Raw genomic sequence first — 18,376 nt, forward strand, 5'->3', positions numbered from 1 at the left:
CTCTGCTGGGGGTGAGGCCGATACCTTCGGTCAAGCGCCCCGCCCCTGACGGCCATCGGCGGGGCCACCCAACGGCCAGAATGGACGGTCGCGTCAGGTAGCCGACATCGATCGGCGTCTCCGGGTACTACCCTGTGGCCCGCTATTCGACCGGAGAGAGGCCGCCCATGATCGCCCCCACCGCAGACGTCGACGAGAAGGCCGTGATCGGGGCCGGCACCCGGATCTGGCATCTCGCCCAGGTGCGCGAGGACGCCGTCCTCGGCCGCGACTGCACCGTCGGCCGCGGTGCCTACATCGGCCCCGGCGTGGTGCTCGGCGACAACTGCAAACTCCAGAACCACGCGCTCGTCTACGAACCGGCCCGCCTCGGCGACGGCGTCTTCATCGGCCCGGCCGCGGTGCTCACCAACGACGAATACCCACGCGCCGTCACCCCCGACGGCCGCCTCAAGACCGGCGACGACTGGACCGCCGTCGGCGTCACCGTCGGTGAGGGCGCGGCGATCGGGGCACGCGCCGTGTGCGTCGCACCGGTCACCGTGGGTCGCTGGGTGCTGGTCGCCGCCGGCGCGGTCGTCACCACCGACGTCCCCGACTTCGCCCTGGTCGTCGGCGTCCCGGCACGCCGGATCGGCTGGGTCGGCCGGGCCGGGCGGCCCCTGGTCGCCGAGGGCGGCAACACCTGGGTCTGCCCCGAGACCGGGTCCGTCTACCGGGAGCGGGAGGGCGTCCTCTCGGAAACCCTTTGACGGTACGACCCACCGAACGGTCCCGTCTCCTCCCCGCGAGGAGGGCGGCCCGCCCGGACCGCACCGCGACCGCCGGGCGTGAGCGCTCCGTCACCGTCCCGCGGTTCCGCCTCGCGCCCGCCCATCTTCCGTTCATGCCCCTTTCATCAGGTTCCGTGCCGCGCTCCGGTTGACCCCTCGCGCGGGGCGGCTGTTCGGCGGCGATCTTGGTCGATTTGCCACCGAGATGAGCCTCGCTCTCGGCCGCCTGATCACTTGCGGTCAATCCCTCGCGCGGGCGACTAGATCAATTGAGATCTTGGTGGATTTACCACCGTTTCCAGTGGTAAATACACCAAGATCGGCCAGGGTGGGGCTGGAGGGCGGACATTTGCGCGGGGAAGTGTCCACGAGTGGGCCGGCAGCTGAGGAGAAGGCTCGAAGCGGTGGTAAATCCGCCAAGATCGGCCAGGGTGGGGCTGGGGGGCGGGCACTCGCGCGGGGAATTGACCGCGAGCGGGCCGGCAGCTGAGGAGAAGGCTCGAAAAGGTGGCAAATCGACCAAGATTGGCTTGGGAGTGGCGCTCGCGTGGGGAATTCGCGGCGAGCGGCCAGGCTGTCGGGAGCTCGAAACTGTGGTGGGTTTGCCGAGTTCGCTCATGAAGCGAACGCTTGTGCAGGGGGTCGGCCGTGGTCCAGGTGGGGCATGAGGAGGCTGGCGAGCGTTTCCCGGCCTCGGTGGCGTGGGTGGGGTGAGTGACTCTTCGCTCTGTTATGTGCGCTTCGGGGCGGACCGTCACGATGACATTGCTCATTGTTAGATGGCTATATCGACCATAGTCTTTCCTTCACGTGGATCGTCATCCCGACCGGGATCGGTGATCTCTTCAGCGAGGGGGAGACTTGGACACCACTAAGCCTTCATTGAGCCGCCGCGGGATGCTGACCATGGCGATCGGTGGCGCGGCGACCGTCGCGCTGCCCGCACCCGCCTGGGCCGCCGGGGAGCAGCGGCCGGGGGCGGTTCGCCCGCCCAGTCTGACCGCTTCCGATCTTCAGGTTGTACGGCAGGTGTCGGCCAAGCGGGCGCTGAAGGACCTGCGGGTCCTGTCCGAGGGCATCGGGCCCCGGATCGGCGGCACCCGGTCGGAGAAGAGGGCCGCCGATTATCTCTCCGGTGTGCTCGACCGGTTGGGGTATGACGTGACGTTGCAGCCGTTCCCGGTGGCCGACAAGTTCCTGGCCCAGCTGGACGCCCCGCGCGGCCTGCCCCGCGACCTGTGCTGGCAGGCCGGCGCCTCGCCGCACGCCGCCCTGGACGTCAAGGTCCGCGGGGATGTGCTGGACGCCGGTGCCGGGGGGCCCGCCGACTACCCGGAGGACGTGACCGGCAAGGTCCTGCTGATCGACTACCTGGTCGCCACCCGGGAGACGGTGGTCGCCCAGGCCGTGGCCCGGGGCGCCGCCGCGGTGATCCTGCTCCCGGCCGACCTGGTCGAACCGCGCCGGGCGTCGGCGTTCAGCCCGCAGCTGCCCGGTTCGGCGGGCAGCCCGGTGCCGATCCCGGTGGTCGGGGTCGCCCAGGCGCAGAAGCACCGGCTGCGTGCCCTGGCCGCCGGCGGGCGGCTCAAACTGACCGTGTCCACCGTCGCGCACCGGGGGCTGACCTCGCACAACGTGCTCGCCGAGCGGCGCCGCCGGGAGCGGACCGGGCCGGTGGTGATGGTGAGCGCCCACTACGACACGGTGATCGGCGCGCCCGGCGCCAACGACGACGGGTCCGGCACCGTGCTCACCCTGGAGATCGCCCGGGTGCTGCGCCGGCTGCCGACCGCGGCCACCCTGCGGTTCGCGCTCTGGGGTTCGGAGGAGGGCGGGCTGATCGGCTCCCGCTACTACGTCTCCCAGCTGCCGCAGGCCGAACGTGACCGGATCCTGGCCGTCTACCAGAACGACATGGTCGCCACCAGCTGGGATCCGGCCACCCGGTACTGGCTGCTGTCCTACACCGGCGAACCGAACCGGGCCACCGACGGGGTGGCCGCGGCCGCCGACCGGCTCGGGTATGCCCCGCGGATCTCGCCGGTCACCCTGCGCGGGTCCAGCGACCACCAGTCGTTCCAGGAGGTCGGCATCGCCTCGGCGAACTTCTCCTGGCGGGGTGAGGAGTCCCCGGCCCTGCTGGAGCCGCCCTACCACAGCCCGGAGGACACCATCGCGAAGAACGTCAGCCTGGAACGCCTCCAGGTGTCGATGGAGCTGATCGGTTCGGCGGCCTACCGGACCGCCCTCGACGCCTGACGTCCACTCCGGAACCGGCCCGGCGTCCGCCCCGTGATGCGGTGACCACCGCATTCGCCCGGCGGACGCCGGACGGTCCGGTGTGCCGCCCACGTCGCGCGGACGACACCGAGCGACCCGATCCTCGTGGGGCCGCCGGGCGTACCGCCGCGGGTTTGACATCAGCAGCGGACCCGGAGATCAACGCCGGCCGCTCGCACCGCGGATCGTGTGGTTTTCTCCGGTCCGGATCGGGCCGGAAGTCGGCACGCTCGGTCAGATCTCGCGGCGCATCCGCAGGCTGCGGATGTGATCGTCGACCCGGGAGAGGGCGGCCCGGACCGTCTCCACCGGATGGAAGCCGCGGGCCCGGTAGAAACCGATGCCGGTCTGATCGCCGAGGAAGACCGACACCCACATCTCGGTGCCACCGGCCGACCGGATCTGATCAGTCACCCGGTCCAGCAGCAGTGTGCCCAGCCCCCGGCCGCGCTCGGACGCCTCCAGGTAGACCAGCGACAGCTCACCCGCGGCCCGGCCGGTCATCCCGCCACCCGCCGCACCCAGCACCCGGCCGTCCCGCTCGACCACCTGGTAGCCGAACCACTCCGGCGGCGCCGCGGGGATCTCGGCGGTCACCCGGGGCTCGTTGTAGAACTCGGTGACGCTGCGTTCGATGTAGCCCGGCGGCAGCAACTCCCGGTAGGTGTCGCGGTAGGCCGTGGAACAGATCGTCGCGATGCTGCTCACATCAGCCGCGGTGGCCGGGCGGACGACGGCGGTCAATGATGATCGTGGCACGGGGCAAGGTTAGCGCCTGCTCAGGCGATTTTTAGGGGGCGGCCGGGGATGGGATCCGGTAATCGCGGTTGCCTATGATCGATTCCCCTCACTCAGCGTCCCCACAGGAGCACTCTTGCCCACACCGGACAGTCCCGCCGCCGCTCTGGAATTGACCGGGCTCGTCAAACACTTCGGTCCCAAGACCGCGGTGCACGACGTCACCCTGACCGTGCCGGCCGGCTCCTTCTACGGTCTCGTCGGTCCCAACGGCGCGGGCAAGACCACCTCGCTGTCGATGGCCGTCGGCCTGCTCCGGCCGGACGCCGGCACGGCCCGGGTGTTCGGCACCGACGTGTGGGCCGACCCGGTCCAGGCCCGCGCCCGGATCGGGGTGCTGCCCGACGGCCTGGCCCTGCCGGAACGGCTCACCGGCCGGGAACTGCTGGTCTACCTGGCCCGGCTGCGCGGCCTGAACCGGGACACCGCGGCCGGCCGGGCCGAGGAACTGCTCGACCTGCTGGACCTGCTCGGCGCCGAACGCACCCTGGTCAACGACTACTCCACCGGCATGCGCAAGAAGATCGGCCTGGCCACCGCCCTGCTGCACGGCCCGCGACTGCTGGTGCTGGACGAACCGTTCGAGGCGGTCGACCCGGTCTCCGCGATGACCATCCGCGGCATCCTGCGCGGCTTCGTCGACGGCGGCGGCTCGGTGATCCTGTCCAGCCACGTGATGGCCCTCGTGGAACAGCTCTGCGACCACGTCGGGGTGATCGCCACCGGCCGGGTGGTGGCCGCCGGCACCCTGGACGAGGTGCGCGCCGGCGACAGCCTGGAGAACCGCTTCGTGACACTGGTCGGCGCCGGTGACACCGCACGGAGGGCGCCGTCGTGGCTGGCGTCCTGATCTCGATGCGCCTGCGGGTGCTGGCCCACTCGCTGACCGGCGCCCGCGCCGCCAACATGTTCGCCGGCGGGCTGGCCGGCCTGCTGCTGGCGGCCGGCACCATCGTGGTGGCCGGCAGCGGGCTCGCCCCCGAAGCGGTCCGCGCCGATCTGCTCGCCGTGCTGCTGGCCGGCTGGATGTTCGGCTGGATCCTCGGCCCGGTCTACACCGGCGGCGGCGCCGACAGCCTGCGCCCGGAACAGTTCGCGCTCCTGCCGATCCCGCCGCTGCGGCTCGCCTTCGGGCTGCTCGTCGCCGGATTCGCCGGGATCGCGCCGGCGGTCAGCCTGATCGCGTTCCTGTCGCTGACCGTGTACGCGGCCGGGCACGGAATCCTCGCCGTGCTGGTCTCCGCCGTCGCCGTCGTCCTGCAGCTCATCCTGGTCCTGGTGCTGTCCCGGCTGGTCGTCGGACTGCTCGCGGTGACCGTCCGGTCCCGCCTCGGCGCCGTACTGTCCGCCCTGGTCAACGCGGCGATGGCGGTGATCCTCAACCAGTCCTGGATCGTGATCTGGGCGGCTGTGGAATCGGAGCTGTTCACCTACGGGTTCCCGCCCGGGTTCTCCACCGTGCTCCAGTGGCTGCCGTCGTCGTGGGGACTCGTCGCGATCGAGGCGGCCGGCGCCGGGGACTGGCCGCTGGTGGCCGCCACGCTGGGCGGGCTCGCCGTACTGATCGCCGGTGCCCTGCTGGCCTGGGCCCGCCTGCTGGTCCGCCGCACCACCACCCGGCCGGCCCAGTGGGTGCCCCGCGGCGGCGGCCGGCACCCGGTGCTCGACCGGCTCACCGAACGCGGTGCCGTCGGCGTGGTCGCCGCCAAGGAACTGCGCACCTGGTCCCGCGACCTGATGCGCACCCACCTCTTCTACTACGCGGTCTTCTTCGGGGTGCTCTACACCCTGGTCCCGCTGATCATCGACTGGCGCGGCATGCTGCCCTGGACCGGGGTGATCGTGGTGGTGATGGCCGCCGCCGTCTCGGCCAACCTGTTCGGCCTCGACGGCACCGCGCTGTGGCTGAGCCTGACCGCCCCCGGCCGGGAACACGCCGAGATCCGCGGCCGTCAGATCGCCTGGCTGCTCCAGGTGGGCCCGCTCGCCGTGGCCGTCACCGTCGCGGGCCTGCTCTACGGCGGCACCGCGCAGATCTGGCCGTGGGCGCTCGGCCTGCTCGCCGCCACCCTCGGCGGCGGCGCCGGGCTGATCGTGCTGCTCTCGGTGTACGCCCTCGTCCCGGTGCTGGAACCGAACCGCCGCAGCGGCAACCCCCTGGAAGCCGGCCCCGCCTTCGGGCAGGTCATCGGGGCGCTGCTGCTGGTCAGCCTGACCGCGCTGCCGGCCGTCGCGGTCGCCTGGGCCGGCACCCGCCTCGACCTGCCCCTGCTCACCTGGGCGGCGGTCCCGGCCGGCCTCGCCACCGGCGCCTGGCTGACCGTCCACGGCGGGCGGCTGGCCATCCGGCGGTTGAGCGCCACCGGGCCGGAGATGCTCGCCCACATGCGCGGTGGTTCCGCGGTGCGGGCCGGTCGCGGCCGGTCGCCGGCACCACCCCTGCCCAAACGTACGTCCACACTGGTCACCCTGATCTGGACGTTCTGCTGGATCCCGCTCTTCCCACAGGGCCTGATCCCACTCTGGATGATCATCGACGGCAGCACCGAACGGCTGTGGTTCGCCGCACTGTATGTCGGCGACCCGTGGCGGATCCCGGTGGCGTGCGCGTTCACCGCACTCGGCCTCGCCCTGATCGCCGTCGGCACGGTCATCCCACTCCGGCACCGGGACCGGGACCGGGCGGTCGCTTCCTGACCGGGCGGTAACCTCGTGACCGACACACGGGGGTACCGGCATTGGCTGAGCACGTCCGGGTCGAGTACCGGGTGCTCGGCCCGCTCGAAGTCGTCGTCGGCGGGCGGCATCTCGATCTCGGTGGTGCCCGCCAGCGGATCGTGCTCGCCTGCCTGGCCCTGGAGGCCGGGCGGACCGTGCCGGTGCACCGTCTGGTCGCCGCGATCTATGGGGCGGAGCCGCCGGCCAGCGCCCGGGCCCAGGTGCAGATCTGCGTGTCGGCGCTCCGGCGGCTGCTCCCGGACGGCCGGCTCGTCACCCGCAACCAGGGCTATCCGCTGGACACCACCGATGTGGACCTGCTCGACCACGAGCGGCTGGTCGAGGCGGCCCGGGCGGCAGGCGGAGGCGCTGGAACAGTACCGGACCGCCCGCCGCGTCCTGATCGACGAGCTCGGCCTGGAACCCGGCGAATTGCTGCGGCAGATGGAAGGAACGGCAGACCCTGACCGACGGGGTGTACCAGGCGGCCCGGTCCGGCGCCGCCGACCTGTGCTGGGATCTGGCGATCAGCATGTCCACCACCTTCGAGGCGCGGATCTACCGCACCGACTGGCGCGCCACCCACGAGGTGGCGCTGGCCGTCACCCGGCAGGCCGGTGAACCGCGGGGCCAGGCGGCGATCCTGATGTCGTCCGGACTGCTGGCGGTGATCGAGAACAGGCTGCCCGACGCCCGGCGCCTGTTCGGCGAGTCGCTCGCGGTGGCCGCGTCGGTCACCCCGCCCGGCTCGGTCGACGACGCTCTCACCGTGGCGATGGCCAACCGGGGCCTCGCCTGGCTGGAACGGATGGAGGGCAACACGGACGAGGCCGTCCGCTGGTACCGGACGGTCCTTACCGTGTTGCACGACATCGGCGACCGTGCCGCGGAGGCGTACATGCTGGGCAACCTGGCACAGGTCGAACGGGACCGGGGCGACGCGGCCGGCGCGGCGGAACTGTTGTTCCAGGCACTCGCCCTCAGCCGGGAGCCCGGCAACCGGCGCATCGAGACACAACTGCTGCACCTGCTCGGCCACGCCCGCCTGGCCGCGGACGATCCGGCCGGGGCCGCCGCCCGGTTCGGCGAGGCACTGGCCGCGGAACGTGACCTCGGCGACCCGATCGGCCGTGCCTACCTCCTGCACGGGCTGGGACTGGCCACCCGCGCGGCGGCGACCAGGCCGGGGCGGAGGCCGCGCTGACCGAGGCCCGAGCTCTGGCCGGAGACATCGGCGAACAACTGATCGAGGCCCGGATCGTCCTGGCCCTCAGCGAACTGGCCCTGACCCGAGGCGAAACGGACCGTGCGGTGGCCGGCCTGGAGTGGGCGCTGGCCGCGTTCCGTGGGATCCGGGTCCCGGTCTTCGAGGCCCGGACGCTGTCCCTGCTGGCCGAAGCCCGGGCGTCGCCTGCTGAACCGGCACACGATAGAGGGGCGAAGGTGGATCGATAGCGGACCCGCCGACGATGGCCCGGTGGAACCCAGAGGCGGATCATCGCGACGCCCGTCCCCGTCGGTGCATCCCTTTCGGCACACGGCGGTCGCCTCGGCGCCGCGGTGGCTGGCCACCGATCTGAGCGGCGGGCGGCCGATGAGTGTGGCGCGGCGGCTCACCGTCCTCCGGCAGCTGATCCAGGCCGGCCTGTGCGAGATCGAGGTCGGATCGCCCGCGGTGCGGGCCGAGGACCATGCCTTCCTGCGTACGGTCGTCGACCGCGATCTGCTGCCGGACCAGGTGACGATCAGCGTGACCACGCCCGCCGACGAGGAGCCGCTCCGGCAGACGCTCGACGCCCTGACCGGTGTCCACCGGGCCGTGATCCACCTGCGGGGCGGAACCGTCCCGCTGCCGGCCGCCCGGATCCTCGATCTCGTGGATCGTCCCGGGCTGAGCCTGCAATGCTCGCCGGGAGTGCTGGCCGAAGGGTTCCTGGAGGCTCGGTCGCCGTTCGTCCTCGGCCTGTCCACGGCGGGGGAGCGGGCTCTGCCACACGTGCTCGCCGGCCGGGTCCTGGCCGCCGGGCACCACGCGGGCGTGTGCGCGTCGGTCCGGCCGGACGACGTCGGCCCGGCTGTGTGTCACGGCCAGCACCGTGGAACAGCATCTGACCAGTGTCTTCCGGAAACTGGGCGTGACCCGGCGCAGCGAGGTGGCGCGGTGCCTGCGGGCGGTGGGCCCATCCCGAACCAGATCGGCTTGATCTCTTGGCCTGTCCAGCCGGGTGAGGGCGAGCCGGCATGTGACGGTGGAGGCATGCGAGATCGAGGAAGGCGGTACCGGATCATCCGGTACCGGGCGGATCCGGCTCTGACCCGCGGGCAGGCGGCGGCGCGGATCTCGGCCTATGTCTACGGCAACATCCTGGTCTTCGCGGCGACCGTGCCGCTGACCACCGGCGACCTGCACCACGGGCACGCGGCGCTGCTGGTGCTGGGGACGGCGGTGTCGACCTTCGTCGCGCACGTCTTCGCCGACGTGGTCGGCCACAACGTGCGGTCGGAGGAGCCGATGAGCCGCGCGGACCTGCTGCACGAGCTGCGGGACGCGCTGCCGATCGTCACATCCGGGCTGGTGCCGGTGCTGCTCTTCGTGGCCGGTGGGGCCGGGTGGATCCCGGAGCGGGCGGCGGTCCTCGGCGCGGAGGGGTGGCTGCTCTTCCGGATGGCGCTCATCGGTCTGCTGATCGAGAGACTGCGGTCGCGGCGAGCCTCGCTGCGGACGCTGATCGCCGGATTCGCCCTGGCCGGAGCGGCTGCGGGAGTGTCGCTGCTGAAGGTCGCCCTCGGGCACTGATGCCATCATGGTGCCAGTGTGGCACAGAAACTTCTTGATGTGGCACCACTGCTGTGCCACGATGGCGTCATGGACTTGACCGTGCATGTGAGCAATCTCGGCCGTGAGTTCGCGACCCTTGCCGAGGCCGGCGGCGACGAGGCGCGTGCGCTGGTCGAGCGCCTGACCGGATCGCTCGAGTCGGCGATCCGGATGACCCTGCTGGAGACGCTGTCGGCCGCCGCTGACGAGATCACCCGCGACCTCGCCCCCGGTTCGGTCGAGCTGCGCCTGCGTGGCCGAGACCCGGACTTCGTCGTCACCCCGCCACCCGTCCCATCCGCCGCGCCGGAGCCGGCCGCTCCGGCGCCCGAGGCCGAGCCGTTGTTCGGCGAGGACGGCCCGTCCGCCCGGATCAACGTGCGCCTGCCCGAGCAGCTCAAGGCCGCCGTCGAGGAGGCCGCCGCCAAGGAGGGGCGCTCGGTCAACGCCTGGCTCGTCCGGGCCGCCGCCGCATCACTGCAGCAGCCCGCCCACACCGCGCGGCCGGAGCCGCGGGGTGACACCACCCGATCCAGCAGGACCTTCACCGGCTGGGTTCGCTGATCCCGGTCCGGCCCGGGTTCCGGCGCGTGGATCGCGTCGCCGAGCCCGGCCACCTCAGGCGTCCCTGACCTGCGGGGACGCTCCACCGACCCACTTCGAGGGGACAACCATGCCTGTTTTCGACACTCCCGCATCGATCGACGTCATCATCGAGCTGGCCATCGGCGACGTGCGGGTCACCGCCTCCGACCGTGCCGACACCGTGGTCGACGTCCAGCCCAGCGACCCCGGCGACCAGTCCGACGTGGAGGCCGCGCGCCAGATCCGCGTCGACTTCGCCGACGGGGTGCTGCGGGTCATCGCGCCGAAACGCACCTTCGACTTCTCCCGCAAGAGCCGCTCCGTGGAGGTGACCGTCGGCCTGCCGGAAAACTCCCGGATCAGCACCGAGATCGCATCCGGCGACTTCGCCGGGGCCGGGCGGATCGGCGAGGCCCGGGTCAAGACCTCCGCCGGGCACATCCGGATCGAGCGCAGCGGCCCGCTCCGGGTGAACACCTCGGCAGGGCACGTCACCGTCGGCTCCGTCACCGGTCACGCCGAGATCACCACCGGCTCCGGCAAGGTGCAGATCGGCGAGGTCGACGGCACCGCGGTGATCCGCAACTCCAACGGTGAGACGATCCTCGACCAGGCCTCCGGGGACGTGCAGGTCCGTTCGGCCAACGGCGACATCCGGGTCGACCGGGCCGGCGCCGGGGTCGACGCCCGGACGTCCAGCGGCGACATCCGGCTCGGCGAGGTGATCAGGGGCCGGATCACGCTCGGCACCTCGATGGGCGACCTGGAGGTCGGCGTCGCCGCGGGCACCGCCGCCTGGCTCGAGGTGGACACGTCGTTCGGCAAGGTGCGGACCGATCTGGCGGACGCACCCGGCCCCGGCGAGGCGGACGACACCGTCGAGGTGCGGGGCCGGACCTCCCACGGCGACATCCGCATCCACCGATCCCGCTAGCTTCCGGCCGAGAGGACCCACCATGACCGCCGCGATCTCCGTCACCGGGCTGCGCAAGGCCTACGGTGACCACACCGTCCTCGACGGCATCGACCTGCACGTGCCCCGGGGCACCGTCTTCTCCCTGCTCGGCGCCAACGGCGCGGGCAAGACCACCACCGTCAAGATCCTCTCCACACTGGTCGGCGCGGACGCCGGCGACATCCGGGTGGAGGGCCACGACGTCACCCGCGAGCCGGACGCGGTGCGAGCCGCGATCGGCGTGACCGGCCAGTTCTCCGCCGTCGACAAGCTGCTCACCGGCGCGGAGAACCTGCGGCTGATGGCCGACCTGAACCAGTTGCCCCGCGGCGAGGGCCGGGAGCGTGTCACCCGGCTGCTGGAGCGGTTCGACCTGACCACGGCGGCCGGGAAACCGGCCGGCACCTACTCCGGCGGCATGACGCGCCGCCTCGACCTGGCGATGACCCTGATCGGCAGCCCACGGGTGATCTTCCTGGACGAGCCGACCACCGGGCTCGACCCGCGCAGCCGGCGTGAGGTGTGGCAGATCGTCCGGTCCCTGGTCGCCGGGGGCGTCACCATCTTCCTCACCACGCAGTACCTGGAGGAGGCCGACGAACTCGCCGACCGGATCGCCGTCCTGGACGGCGGCCGCATCGTCGCCGAGGGCACCCCCGGTGACCTGAAACGGCGCATCCCGGGCGGGCACGTCCGTCTCGGGTTCGCCGACGAGCGGCGCCTCAGCGCCGCCCTGCGGGTGCTCGGCGACGCCACCCGGGAGGACGACTCCCTCGCCCTGCGGGTGCCCAGCGACGGCAGCCTGACCGCGCTCAAGACCCTGATCGGGCGCCTCGACGAGCGGGCCGTCGAGGTCGGCGAACTGTCCGTGCACACGCCCGACCTGGACGACGTCTTCCTCGCCCTCACCGATCGAAAGGCCGCCTCCCGATGACGACGATGACCCCGGCCGTTCCCCGGCCGCATCCGCTGCGCGACTCGGCGACGATGCTGCGCCGCAACCTCCGGCGGATGATCCGCTATCCGTCGATGACGCTCACGCTGGTCCTGATGCCGGTCGTCTTCCTGCTGCTCTTCGTCTACGTGCTCGGCGGCACCCTGGGCGCCGGGCTCGGCGAGGGCGGCGGGCGGGCCGACTACGCCAACTACGTGGCGCCGGCGATCATCATGATGACGGTGATGGCGGCCGTGCAGGGCACCGCCATCTCGGTGGCGATGGACATGACCGAGGGCGTCATCATGCGCTTCCGGACCATGCACATCGCCCGGGTCTCGGTCCTGACCGGCCATGTCCTCGGCAGCGTGATCCAGGCGATGCTAGCGGTGGCCGTGGTCACCGGCGTGGCCGTGCTGGTCGGCTTCCGTCCCACCGCCGGCCCGCTCGGGTGGCTGGCCGCGATCGGGTTCCTGACCGTGATGGCGTTCGCGTTCGTCTGGCTGTGCGTGGCGCTGGGCCTGGCGGCGAAGACGGTGGAGACGGCCAGCAACACGCCGATGCCGCTGATCCTGCTGCCGTTCCTGGGCAGCGGGTTCGTCCCCACCGACTCGATGCCGGCGGGCATCCGCTGGTTCGCCGAGTACCAGCCCTTCACCCCGATCATCGAAACCGTGCGCGGCCTGCTCATGGGCACCCCACTCGGCGGCACGGTGTGGATCGCGCTGGCCTGGTGCGCCGGCATCGCGGCTGTCGGCTACCTGTGGGCCAAGCGCCTCTACAACCGGGCCGGCTGACCGGTGAGCCAGCCATCGTGTTCCGATATTCGAGTCTTATGGCTTGACTTTCGATGGCTGGATATCGAATATCGATATATGCATCGCACACTGGTGGTCCTGCTGCAGGCGTTCCTCGGGTTCGTGCTCCTCGCCGGGATCTGGGCGCAGACCGTCCTGATCCCGGCGGTGGCCGCCGACGAGGTGGAGCGGTTCCCGCCGTACGAGCCGTTGCGGGTCCCGCTGGTCACGGCGGCGATCCTCTTCGTCCTCTGCGTCCAGGCGTGGATCGTCGCGTCGATCCTGCTGCTGCACCGGGCGGGCGCCGGTTCGGTCTTCGAGCCACCCGCCATGACCTGGGTGAACGTGCTGCTCGGTGCGGCCGCCGGCGCCGCGGTGGTGACCTTCGTGCTGTTGGTGTACGTGACGTTCGCGGACATCCCGTCACCCGCCGACGGCATGGAGGTGATCGGCCTGTGGATGGGCTCGGCCGCCTCGGTGGCCGGGTCGGTGGCCCTGCTCCTGCTCACCCTGGTCGGCCGTCACCTGCTGGGGAAGGCGATCGCGCTGCGCAGCGAGCTGGACGAGGTCGTCTGATGGCGATCATCGTCGACATCGACGTGCAACTGGCCAAGCGCAAGATGTCGGTCGGTGACTTCGTGGCCGCGGTCAACATCAGCGCCGCCAACATCTCGGTCCTGAAGAACGGCCGTGCCAAAGCCATCCGGTTCAGCACCCTGGACGCGATCTGTCGGGTCCTGGAGTGCCAGCCCGGAGACATCCTCCGGTGGGTCCCCGACGACTAGATTCACCGACAGGCGTCCATGTGGACGCCCATCGGTCCGGGCGGAGGCAACCAGTGGACGGCTTCGGCCTCACCCACCATCGGACACCCGGCGACCAGCTCGGCCAGCTGCTGGCCGGCGGCCGTCCGGACACTCTGGGCCGGCCAGCGCAGCCGGCGGATGCTCCTGCTCGGCACCGTGCGGCGGGCACTCGCCGCCCGCACCTCGTCGTCGCTGTCCCGGCTCTCCCACGTGGTCGGCCGGCTGGAGAAACGCGGGCTGCCGGCCCGTGCCCGGGTCCCTGCCCCGGCCGGCGCACCGTCGCCACCCTGACCGACGCGGGCTACCGGGTGGTGGAGGCGGCCACCCCGGGCCACGTCGCGGCGGTCCGCGAATACCTGATCGGCCGCCTGGACCCGGCCGACCTCGCGGCGTCACGCCGGATCGCCACGGCGGTCAAGACGGCCACCGGAGGCGCCACCCCGCCGGAATGACGGACGCTGCTCGGGCCCGCCCCGGTCGCCGGTGGCGGGTACCGGCCGATCAGATCAGCCGACGACGATGCGTGTGGCATCCGGTGATCAGACCAGAGCCACGAACTTCAGACCCTTGGCCTGCAACGCCGGGATCACCTTCCTCAACGAGGCCACCGTCTGCGAACGGTCCCCACCACCGTCGTGACACAGCAGGATCTGACCGGGCTTGGCGGCCATCAGGCGCTTGGTGATGTGAGCCACCCCGGGGCGGGACCAGTCGCGCGGGTCGGTGGTCCAGTCCATCGGGATCACACTGCTCTTCGACACCGACTTCGACAGGCCGTCGGACCAGGCGCCGCCCGGGGCGCGGAACAGGGTGGGCGCGTACCCGGTAGTGCTGTAGATCTTGTCCTGGGCCCGGTCGATCTCCTTGAGCGCCTTGCGGGCGGACAGTTCGGCCACGTTCAGCGGATGGCTCCAGGTGTGGTTGGCGATGTGGTGGCCGTCGGCGACCACATCCCGGGCGGTCGGCTCATGCCCCAGCACCTGGTTGCCGATCATGCAGAACAGCGCCGGTACGTGGTACTTCTCCAGCAGTCGCAGAATCTGCGGCGTCCACACCGGGTGTGGCCCGTCGTCGATGGTCAGCGCGATCGCGTCGGTGGGGAAGTCGTCACCCGGGACCACCTTGCGGAAGTCCGCCAGGGTGTGCACCGGAACCTTCATGACCGGGGCGGTGGGCCGGGGCGTGGTCGGCGCCGGCGACGGGATCGGCGGGGGCGGCTCACTGACCACCAGGTTGGGCGCCTTGGTGGCGGCCGGGGTGTCCCGCCCGGCCAGCGCGGCGACGGTCCCGCCGACCAGGGCGGTCCCGGCGATCGCCGGAATGGCCCAGAGCAGACGGCGACGACTCAACGGCCTCGATTGCGGCGGTACGGCCGGGGCGGTCCCCAACCCGTCCGGGTCGGTCCGAGGGCCGAGCGGCAGCGCGATCGTCGGCTCGGCGGGCGGCGGCGTCACCGTCGGCGCGGACCGCTGAGCGGGTACCGGCGGCAGCGCGACCGTCGACTCCCCACCGGAAGCCGGCACGAACTCACCAGCCCGCGAGGCCCAGGACGGCGTCGGCGTCAGCGGGACGGCCGGTGGCTCCGGGGCGGTCGCCGGTTCCGCCGCGGGCGCGGCCACCCGCGACACCGGCAGGGCGACCGTCGCTTCCGGCGAGGTCCTTGGCTTGGGCAGGGCAATCGTCGCCTCGTCCCCGCCGGAGATCACCGCGGTCGCCTCGTCCTCCGCGGCCGCTGCGACCTTCAGGGCTTCGGTGACCTGCGCGGTCTTCTCGGCAGCCTCCGCGGCGGCCACTGCCGCGGCTACCTCACCCACGGAGAGAGTGACCGTCTCTTCGGACTTCTCCACGGGCAGGGCGACGGTTCTGCCGGATTCGCCGGTGTCCGCCGCGACCGGCGGAGTGACCGTCGCCTCAGCCTTCTCCACCGGGAGAGCGGCCGTCTCCTCGGCTGCCTCGGCCGTCTCCTCGGCCACCCCGGTCGCTGTCGCTGTCAGGACCACCGTCGGCTCGGATTCCTCCACCCCCGAGGCGGAATCCGCCGACACGTCGGCAGTCGATTCGTTCCCCGCGTCGGCCTCGGCGGCCGACAGATCGACAGTCGCTTCGGCGGCGGCCGGTGACAGCAGCACCGTCGGCTCGTCGGCGGGGCTCTCAGCAGGCGATCCGTCACCGGGAGCGGTCAGGGCGACGGTCGGTTCGGCCGCCTCGTCGACCGGGGCGGTCTCGCCGGGCGTACTGGCATCGGGGGTGGGCTTATCGGTGTTCATCGGTGGGATTCTCTCGCCCAAGGTCAAATCGGTCGCCGTCGGTGTCTTCCCGCGCCGGCGGCGTCCGCACACCCCGCCAGGGTCGCGAACAGCGAGCGATCATGAGATCACCACCCGAATCCACTGTCACCAGTGTTATCCGCCACACCCCTCCGGTGTCCAGAGCCCGGTTTCACCCGTTGATCATGCATGCACGTGTTGACGACATCGATCCTGGCCGTCGCGGCGATCACACCCGCGCCGGCCGCCGAACCGCCGCGCCTGAGGCTGACCGCCGGTGCGGTGGGCAGCGTGGCCATCGGCGGTCCGGCCGCCACGATGAGAGCCGAGGTGACCGCCCTGCTCGGCCGTCCCACCAAGGTCCGGAAGATGACACCCTGTGAACTCGCCGGCCCCACCGACGTACGGCAACGGGCTCTGATCTGGAAGAACCTGACCGTGACGGTGTCCTCGAAAGCGGGCGCCCCGGAGACCGTCGCCTCCTGGACGGTCACACCGGGCCGGATGTCGGCACGGTTGGACCTGCCCTACGGGGTGAGCACCACCACGCCCGTAAGCAAGGCCCTGTCCTTGATCCCCACGGCCACCGGTGAGTACGACGAGGTGTTCGGCTTCTACGCGATCCGCACCAGGGCCGAGCCGGACCTGTTGTGGACCGGCGAGCACCGGGACGGCTCCGGCCCGGTCACCCGCATCGACGGCCATCCGGCGTTCTGCGAGTGACCGGGGGGCTTCTCAAGCGGCGGGTGTCTCGGCGGTGGCGCGGCCGAGGATGTGCCCGGCCATGGTGAAGCCGAGGTAGGCCGAGGTGGCGTTGCGTGGCCTGTCAGCGCTCGGGCCGCGACTGCCGGGCCATCCACTGCCAGAAACCCCGGTCGTTGCGGGCCAGGTAGATCCATGACCAGTGGCCGGGGAACTGGTGACCGTTCCAGATCACGTTGTCGTAGAGCGTCATCCGGGACCGGGCGATCAGATCGTGCGCGTGCACGGTATTCGCCACCGGATCCACGGTGGTGTCGTCGCGGGACGTGACCAGCCAGGTCGGGGTGGTGATCGCGGCCAGTTCGGCGTCCGGGATCAGCGGCGGACTCCCGGCCACCACACCGCAGACCGGGACCGAGGCCGCGTACGCCGCCGGGTAGACCGTCGTCATCTTCATCGCCATGTAGCCGCCGTTACTGCACCCCGCGACGTAGATCCGGCGGCGGTCGACCCGGTGCCGGCGGGCCACGTCGGTCACGATCTCCTGGATCAGCGGGGCGAACCGGGGGCCGTCCAGCATCCAGGCGGAGAAACTCTGCGGGGCCACCACATACGCCCCGCCGAAGATCCGCTGGGCCTCCGGAGTGGAGAAACCGAGCGCCCCACGGTTGGCGCGCAGTGTCGTCTCGTTGTCGTAGTAGCCGTCCGGCAGTGACGCGCCCTCCCCACCGCCGTGCAGCCAGACGATCAGCGGCCGGCGCCCGCGCTGTCCGGGACTGAACAGCCGATACCTCATCCCCGACGCGGACTCGTGATGCCGGTACACGTCGACCTCGGGATTACCCAACCGCCCCTGCCGGAACCGCCCGATCGTGACCGGTCGACCCTTGACGATCAAAGGCGTCAACTGCCTGATGGTGTACGCCAGAGTCAGGCGCACGTTACGGCCCCTGCTGACGAGATACCCGAGGGTGTTGCCGCCGACCGCACCTTCGGCAGAACTCAGGTCGAGCACGATGTCCCCACGCCGGTCCATCCGGGCGGCGGTGACCGTGCGGTCCAGGTCGTAGCCCGCTGTGGTCCCCGTGATCGGGCTGGTGGCCGTGACATGCACGGCGAAGGTGCCGGCGGTGACACTGGCCGGATCGATCCGGCCGAGCCGCGAGGTGTCCAGGGTGACCGAGGTGACCTGCTCCCCACCGTCAAGGGTCCGGGCATCGAGCGTGAACGTGACGCTGTTGCTGCCACCGGCCAGGGCCGCGCTGCCCGGCAGAGCCACTCCGGCGGCGACTCCGGCCCCGGTGGCCAGAACGGCACGACGACTGATCGGCAGACCCATGGTCACTCCCTCATCCGGAAACAAATCCGTAACGGAATAGACACATGTCTACCTCTGTGAAGGTCGGTGCGGCGCTCTCGTTATCCATCCGTTACCAGTGGAGGGTGAGCGCGCTTCCTGGCGGTCTGATCTCGTCCGCTGTTGATCTAGCGAGGTCCTCCCGTGGCGAAGCATGATCGTTTCCCGCAGCTTCGGCCTTCATCTCGCCCCTTGGGTCCACTTGCCGCCAATTCCGCGCACCAATGCCCTCCCCGCGCCAACGCCCTCCCCGCACCGCGCCCTCCCTGCGCCATGCTTTCCTTGCGCCGCGCTTTCCTTGCGCTAATGCCTTTCTTGCGCTAATGCCCTTCCTGTGTCAATGTCCTCTCCGCGCTAATGTCCTCCCCGGGTCGATCTTGGTCACTTTGCCGCCGATTTGAGTCTTCTTCTTGGTGGCGAGCCCGCTCGTGGTCAATTCTCGGCGCGCGTGTCCACGCCCGGCCTCGGCCCTGGCAGATCTTGGTGGATTTACCACCGTTTTCGGTGGTAAATCCACCAAGATCTCAGCTCGGCGGGCCGCTCATGCGAGGAGCTGACCGCAAGTGATCAGGCGGCCGAGAACAAG

Annotated in this window: 21 protein-coding genes; 18 read left to right on the forward strand and 3 right to left on the reverse strand. The window is 71.2% G+C overall.

From position 1 onward, the window contains the following. Positions 1-167 precede the first annotated feature (167 nt). Together ACQ0O7_RS42965 and ACQ0O7_RS42970 are read left to right on the forward strand one after the other, a co-directional pair. Complete coding sequence (locus ACQ0O7_RS42965) at positions 168-752, forward strand: acyltransferase (protein WP_430791688.1); 585 nt, start codon at positions 168-170, stop codon at positions 750-752. A gap of 882 nt (positions 753-1,634) precedes the next feature. Continuing rightward, positions 1,635-3,032: a M20/M25/M40 family metallo-hydrolase gene (locus ACQ0O7_RS42970; RefSeq protein ID WP_430791689.1), complete on the forward strand. Its 1,398-nt coding sequence runs from the start codon at positions 1,635-1,637 to the stop codon at positions 3,030-3,032. A gap of 255 nt (positions 3,033-3,287) precedes the next feature. Here ACQ0O7_RS42970 and ACQ0O7_RS42975 read toward each other — a convergent pair whose 3' ends face one another. Beyond that, positions 3,288-3,812, reverse strand: a complete 525-nt coding sequence (locus ACQ0O7_RS42975) for a GNAT family N-acetyltransferase (RefSeq protein ID WP_430791690.1) — start codon at positions 3,810-3,812, stop codon at positions 3,288-3,290. A gap of 115 nt (positions 3,813-3,927) precedes the next feature. Between ACQ0O7_RS42975 and ACQ0O7_RS42980 the strand changes: the two genes are divergently transcribed. The 15 genes from ACQ0O7_RS42980 (at position 3,928) to ACQ0O7_RS43050 (ending at position 13,916) form a co-directional block, all read left to right on the forward strand. Continuing rightward, a complete protein-coding gene (locus ACQ0O7_RS42980) occupies positions 3,928-4,701 on the forward strand; it encodes an ABC transporter ATP-binding protein (protein ID WP_430791691.1) in 774 nt (257 codons plus the stop codon). Continuing rightward, positions 4,686-6,548, forward strand: a complete 1,863-nt coding sequence (locus tag ACQ0O7_RS42985) for a hypothetical protein (RefSeq protein WP_430791692.1) — start codon at positions 4,686-4,688, stop codon at positions 6,546-6,548. The genes ACQ0O7_RS42980 and ACQ0O7_RS42985 overlap by 16 nt, the downstream gene beginning before the upstream one ends. A gap of 41 nt (positions 6,549-6,589) precedes the next feature. Next, positions 6,590-7,036 (forward strand): AfsR/SARP family transcriptional regulator, encoded by a 447-nt coding sequence (locus tag ACQ0O7_RS42990; protein ID WP_430791708.1) that lies wholly within the window; start codon positions 6,590-6,592, stop codon positions 7,034-7,036. Next, a complete protein-coding gene (locus ACQ0O7_RS42995; protein WP_430791707.1) occupies positions 6,939-7,190 on the forward strand; it encodes a hypothetical protein in 252 nt (83 codons plus the stop codon). Before ACQ0O7_RS42990 ends, ACQ0O7_RS42995 begins: the two co-directional genes overlap by 98 nt. Beyond that, complete coding sequence (locus ACQ0O7_RS43000) at positions 7,102-7,773, forward strand: tetratricopeptide repeat protein (protein WP_430791693.1); 672 nt, start codon at positions 7,102-7,104, stop codon at positions 7,771-7,773. Before ACQ0O7_RS42995 ends, ACQ0O7_RS43000 begins: the two co-directional genes overlap by 89 nt. 107 nt (positions 7,774-7,880) lie before the next feature. Continuing rightward, positions 7,881-8,024, forward strand: a complete 144-nt coding sequence (locus ACQ0O7_RS43005; RefSeq protein ID WP_430791694.1) for a hypothetical protein — start codon at positions 7,881-7,883, stop codon at positions 8,022-8,024. A 64-nt stretch (positions 8,025-8,088) separates the two neighbouring features. Beyond that, positions 8,089-9,366, forward strand: a complete 1,278-nt coding sequence (locus ACQ0O7_RS43010) for a hypothetical protein (RefSeq protein ID WP_430791695.1) — start codon at positions 8,089-8,091, stop codon at positions 9,364-9,366. Between the two features lie 69 nt (positions 9,367-9,435). Then, complete coding sequence (locus tag ACQ0O7_RS43015; RefSeq protein WP_430791696.1) at positions 9,436-9,951, forward strand: YlcI/YnfO family protein; 516 nt, start codon at positions 9,436-9,438, stop codon at positions 9,949-9,951. Positions 9,952-10,060: 109 nt separating this feature from the next. After that, entirely contained in the window at positions 10,061-10,906 is an 846-nt protein-coding gene (locus ACQ0O7_RS43020; RefSeq protein WP_430791697.1) for a DUF4097 family beta strand repeat-containing protein, read from the forward strand. A 22-nt stretch (positions 10,907-10,928) separates the two neighbouring features. Continuing rightward, a complete protein-coding gene (locus tag ACQ0O7_RS43025; RefSeq protein ID WP_430791698.1) occupies positions 10,929-11,861 on the forward strand; it encodes an ATP-binding cassette domain-containing protein in 933 nt (310 codons plus the stop codon). Continuing rightward, complete coding sequence (locus tag ACQ0O7_RS43030) at positions 11,858-12,658, forward strand: ABC transporter permease (RefSeq protein WP_430791699.1); 801 nt, start codon at positions 11,858-11,860, stop codon at positions 12,656-12,658. The genes ACQ0O7_RS43025 and ACQ0O7_RS43030 overlap by 4 nt, the downstream gene beginning before the upstream one ends. Before the next feature lie 78 nt (positions 12,659-12,736). Beyond that, positions 12,737-13,234, forward strand: coding sequence for a DUF2975 domain-containing protein (locus ACQ0O7_RS43035; RefSeq protein WP_430791700.1), 498 nt, complete (start codon positions 12,737-12,739; stop codon positions 13,232-13,234). Then, positions 13,234-13,443 carry a helix-turn-helix domain-containing protein gene (locus ACQ0O7_RS43040; RefSeq protein ID WP_430791701.1) on the forward strand — a complete coding sequence of 70 codons (210 nt, stop codon included), beginning with the start codon at positions 13,234-13,236 and terminating at the stop codon, positions 13,441-13,443. The genes ACQ0O7_RS43035 and ACQ0O7_RS43040 overlap by 1 nt, the downstream gene beginning before the upstream one ends. Before the next feature lie 18 nt (positions 13,444-13,461). Further along, complete coding sequence (locus tag ACQ0O7_RS43045) at positions 13,462-13,755, forward strand: hypothetical protein (protein ID WP_430791702.1); 294 nt, start codon at positions 13,462-13,464, stop codon at positions 13,753-13,755. 20 nt (positions 13,756-13,775) lie between these two features. Beyond that, positions 13,776-13,916, forward strand: a complete 141-nt coding sequence (locus tag ACQ0O7_RS43050) for a hypothetical protein (RefSeq protein WP_430791703.1) — start codon at positions 13,776-13,778, stop codon at positions 13,914-13,916. An 87-nt stretch (positions 13,917-14,003) separates the two neighbouring features. Here ACQ0O7_RS43050 and ACQ0O7_RS43055 read toward each other — a convergent pair whose 3' ends face one another. Further along, on the reverse strand, positions 14,004-15,731 hold the full coding sequence (locus ACQ0O7_RS43055) for a polysaccharide deacetylase family protein (protein WP_430791704.1): 1,728 nt from the start codon (positions 15,729-15,731) through the stop codon (positions 14,004-14,006). Between the two features lie 195 nt (positions 15,732-15,926). Here ACQ0O7_RS43055 and ACQ0O7_RS43060 point away from each other — a divergent pair, with 195 nt between their 5' ends. Continuing rightward, positions 15,927-16,454: a hypothetical protein gene (locus ACQ0O7_RS43060; RefSeq protein ID WP_430791705.1), complete on the forward strand. Its 528-nt coding sequence runs from the start codon at positions 15,927-15,929 to the stop codon at positions 16,452-16,454. A 103-nt stretch (positions 16,455-16,557) separates the two neighbouring features. Here the strand turns inward: ACQ0O7_RS43060 and ACQ0O7_RS43065 are convergent, their stop codons facing one another. Continuing rightward, on the reverse strand, positions 16,558-17,772 hold the full coding sequence (locus ACQ0O7_RS43065) for a prolyl oligopeptidase family serine peptidase (RefSeq protein WP_430791706.1): 1,215 nt from the start codon (positions 17,770-17,772) through the stop codon (positions 16,558-16,560). Between the last annotated feature and the right edge of the window lie 604 nt (positions 17,773-18,376).

Source organism: Actinoplanes sp. G11-F43 (assembly GCF_050589265.1).
In the GTDB taxonomy this organism is placed as follows: Bacteria; Actinomycetota; Actinomycetes; order Mycobacteriales; family Micromonosporaceae; genus Actinoplanes.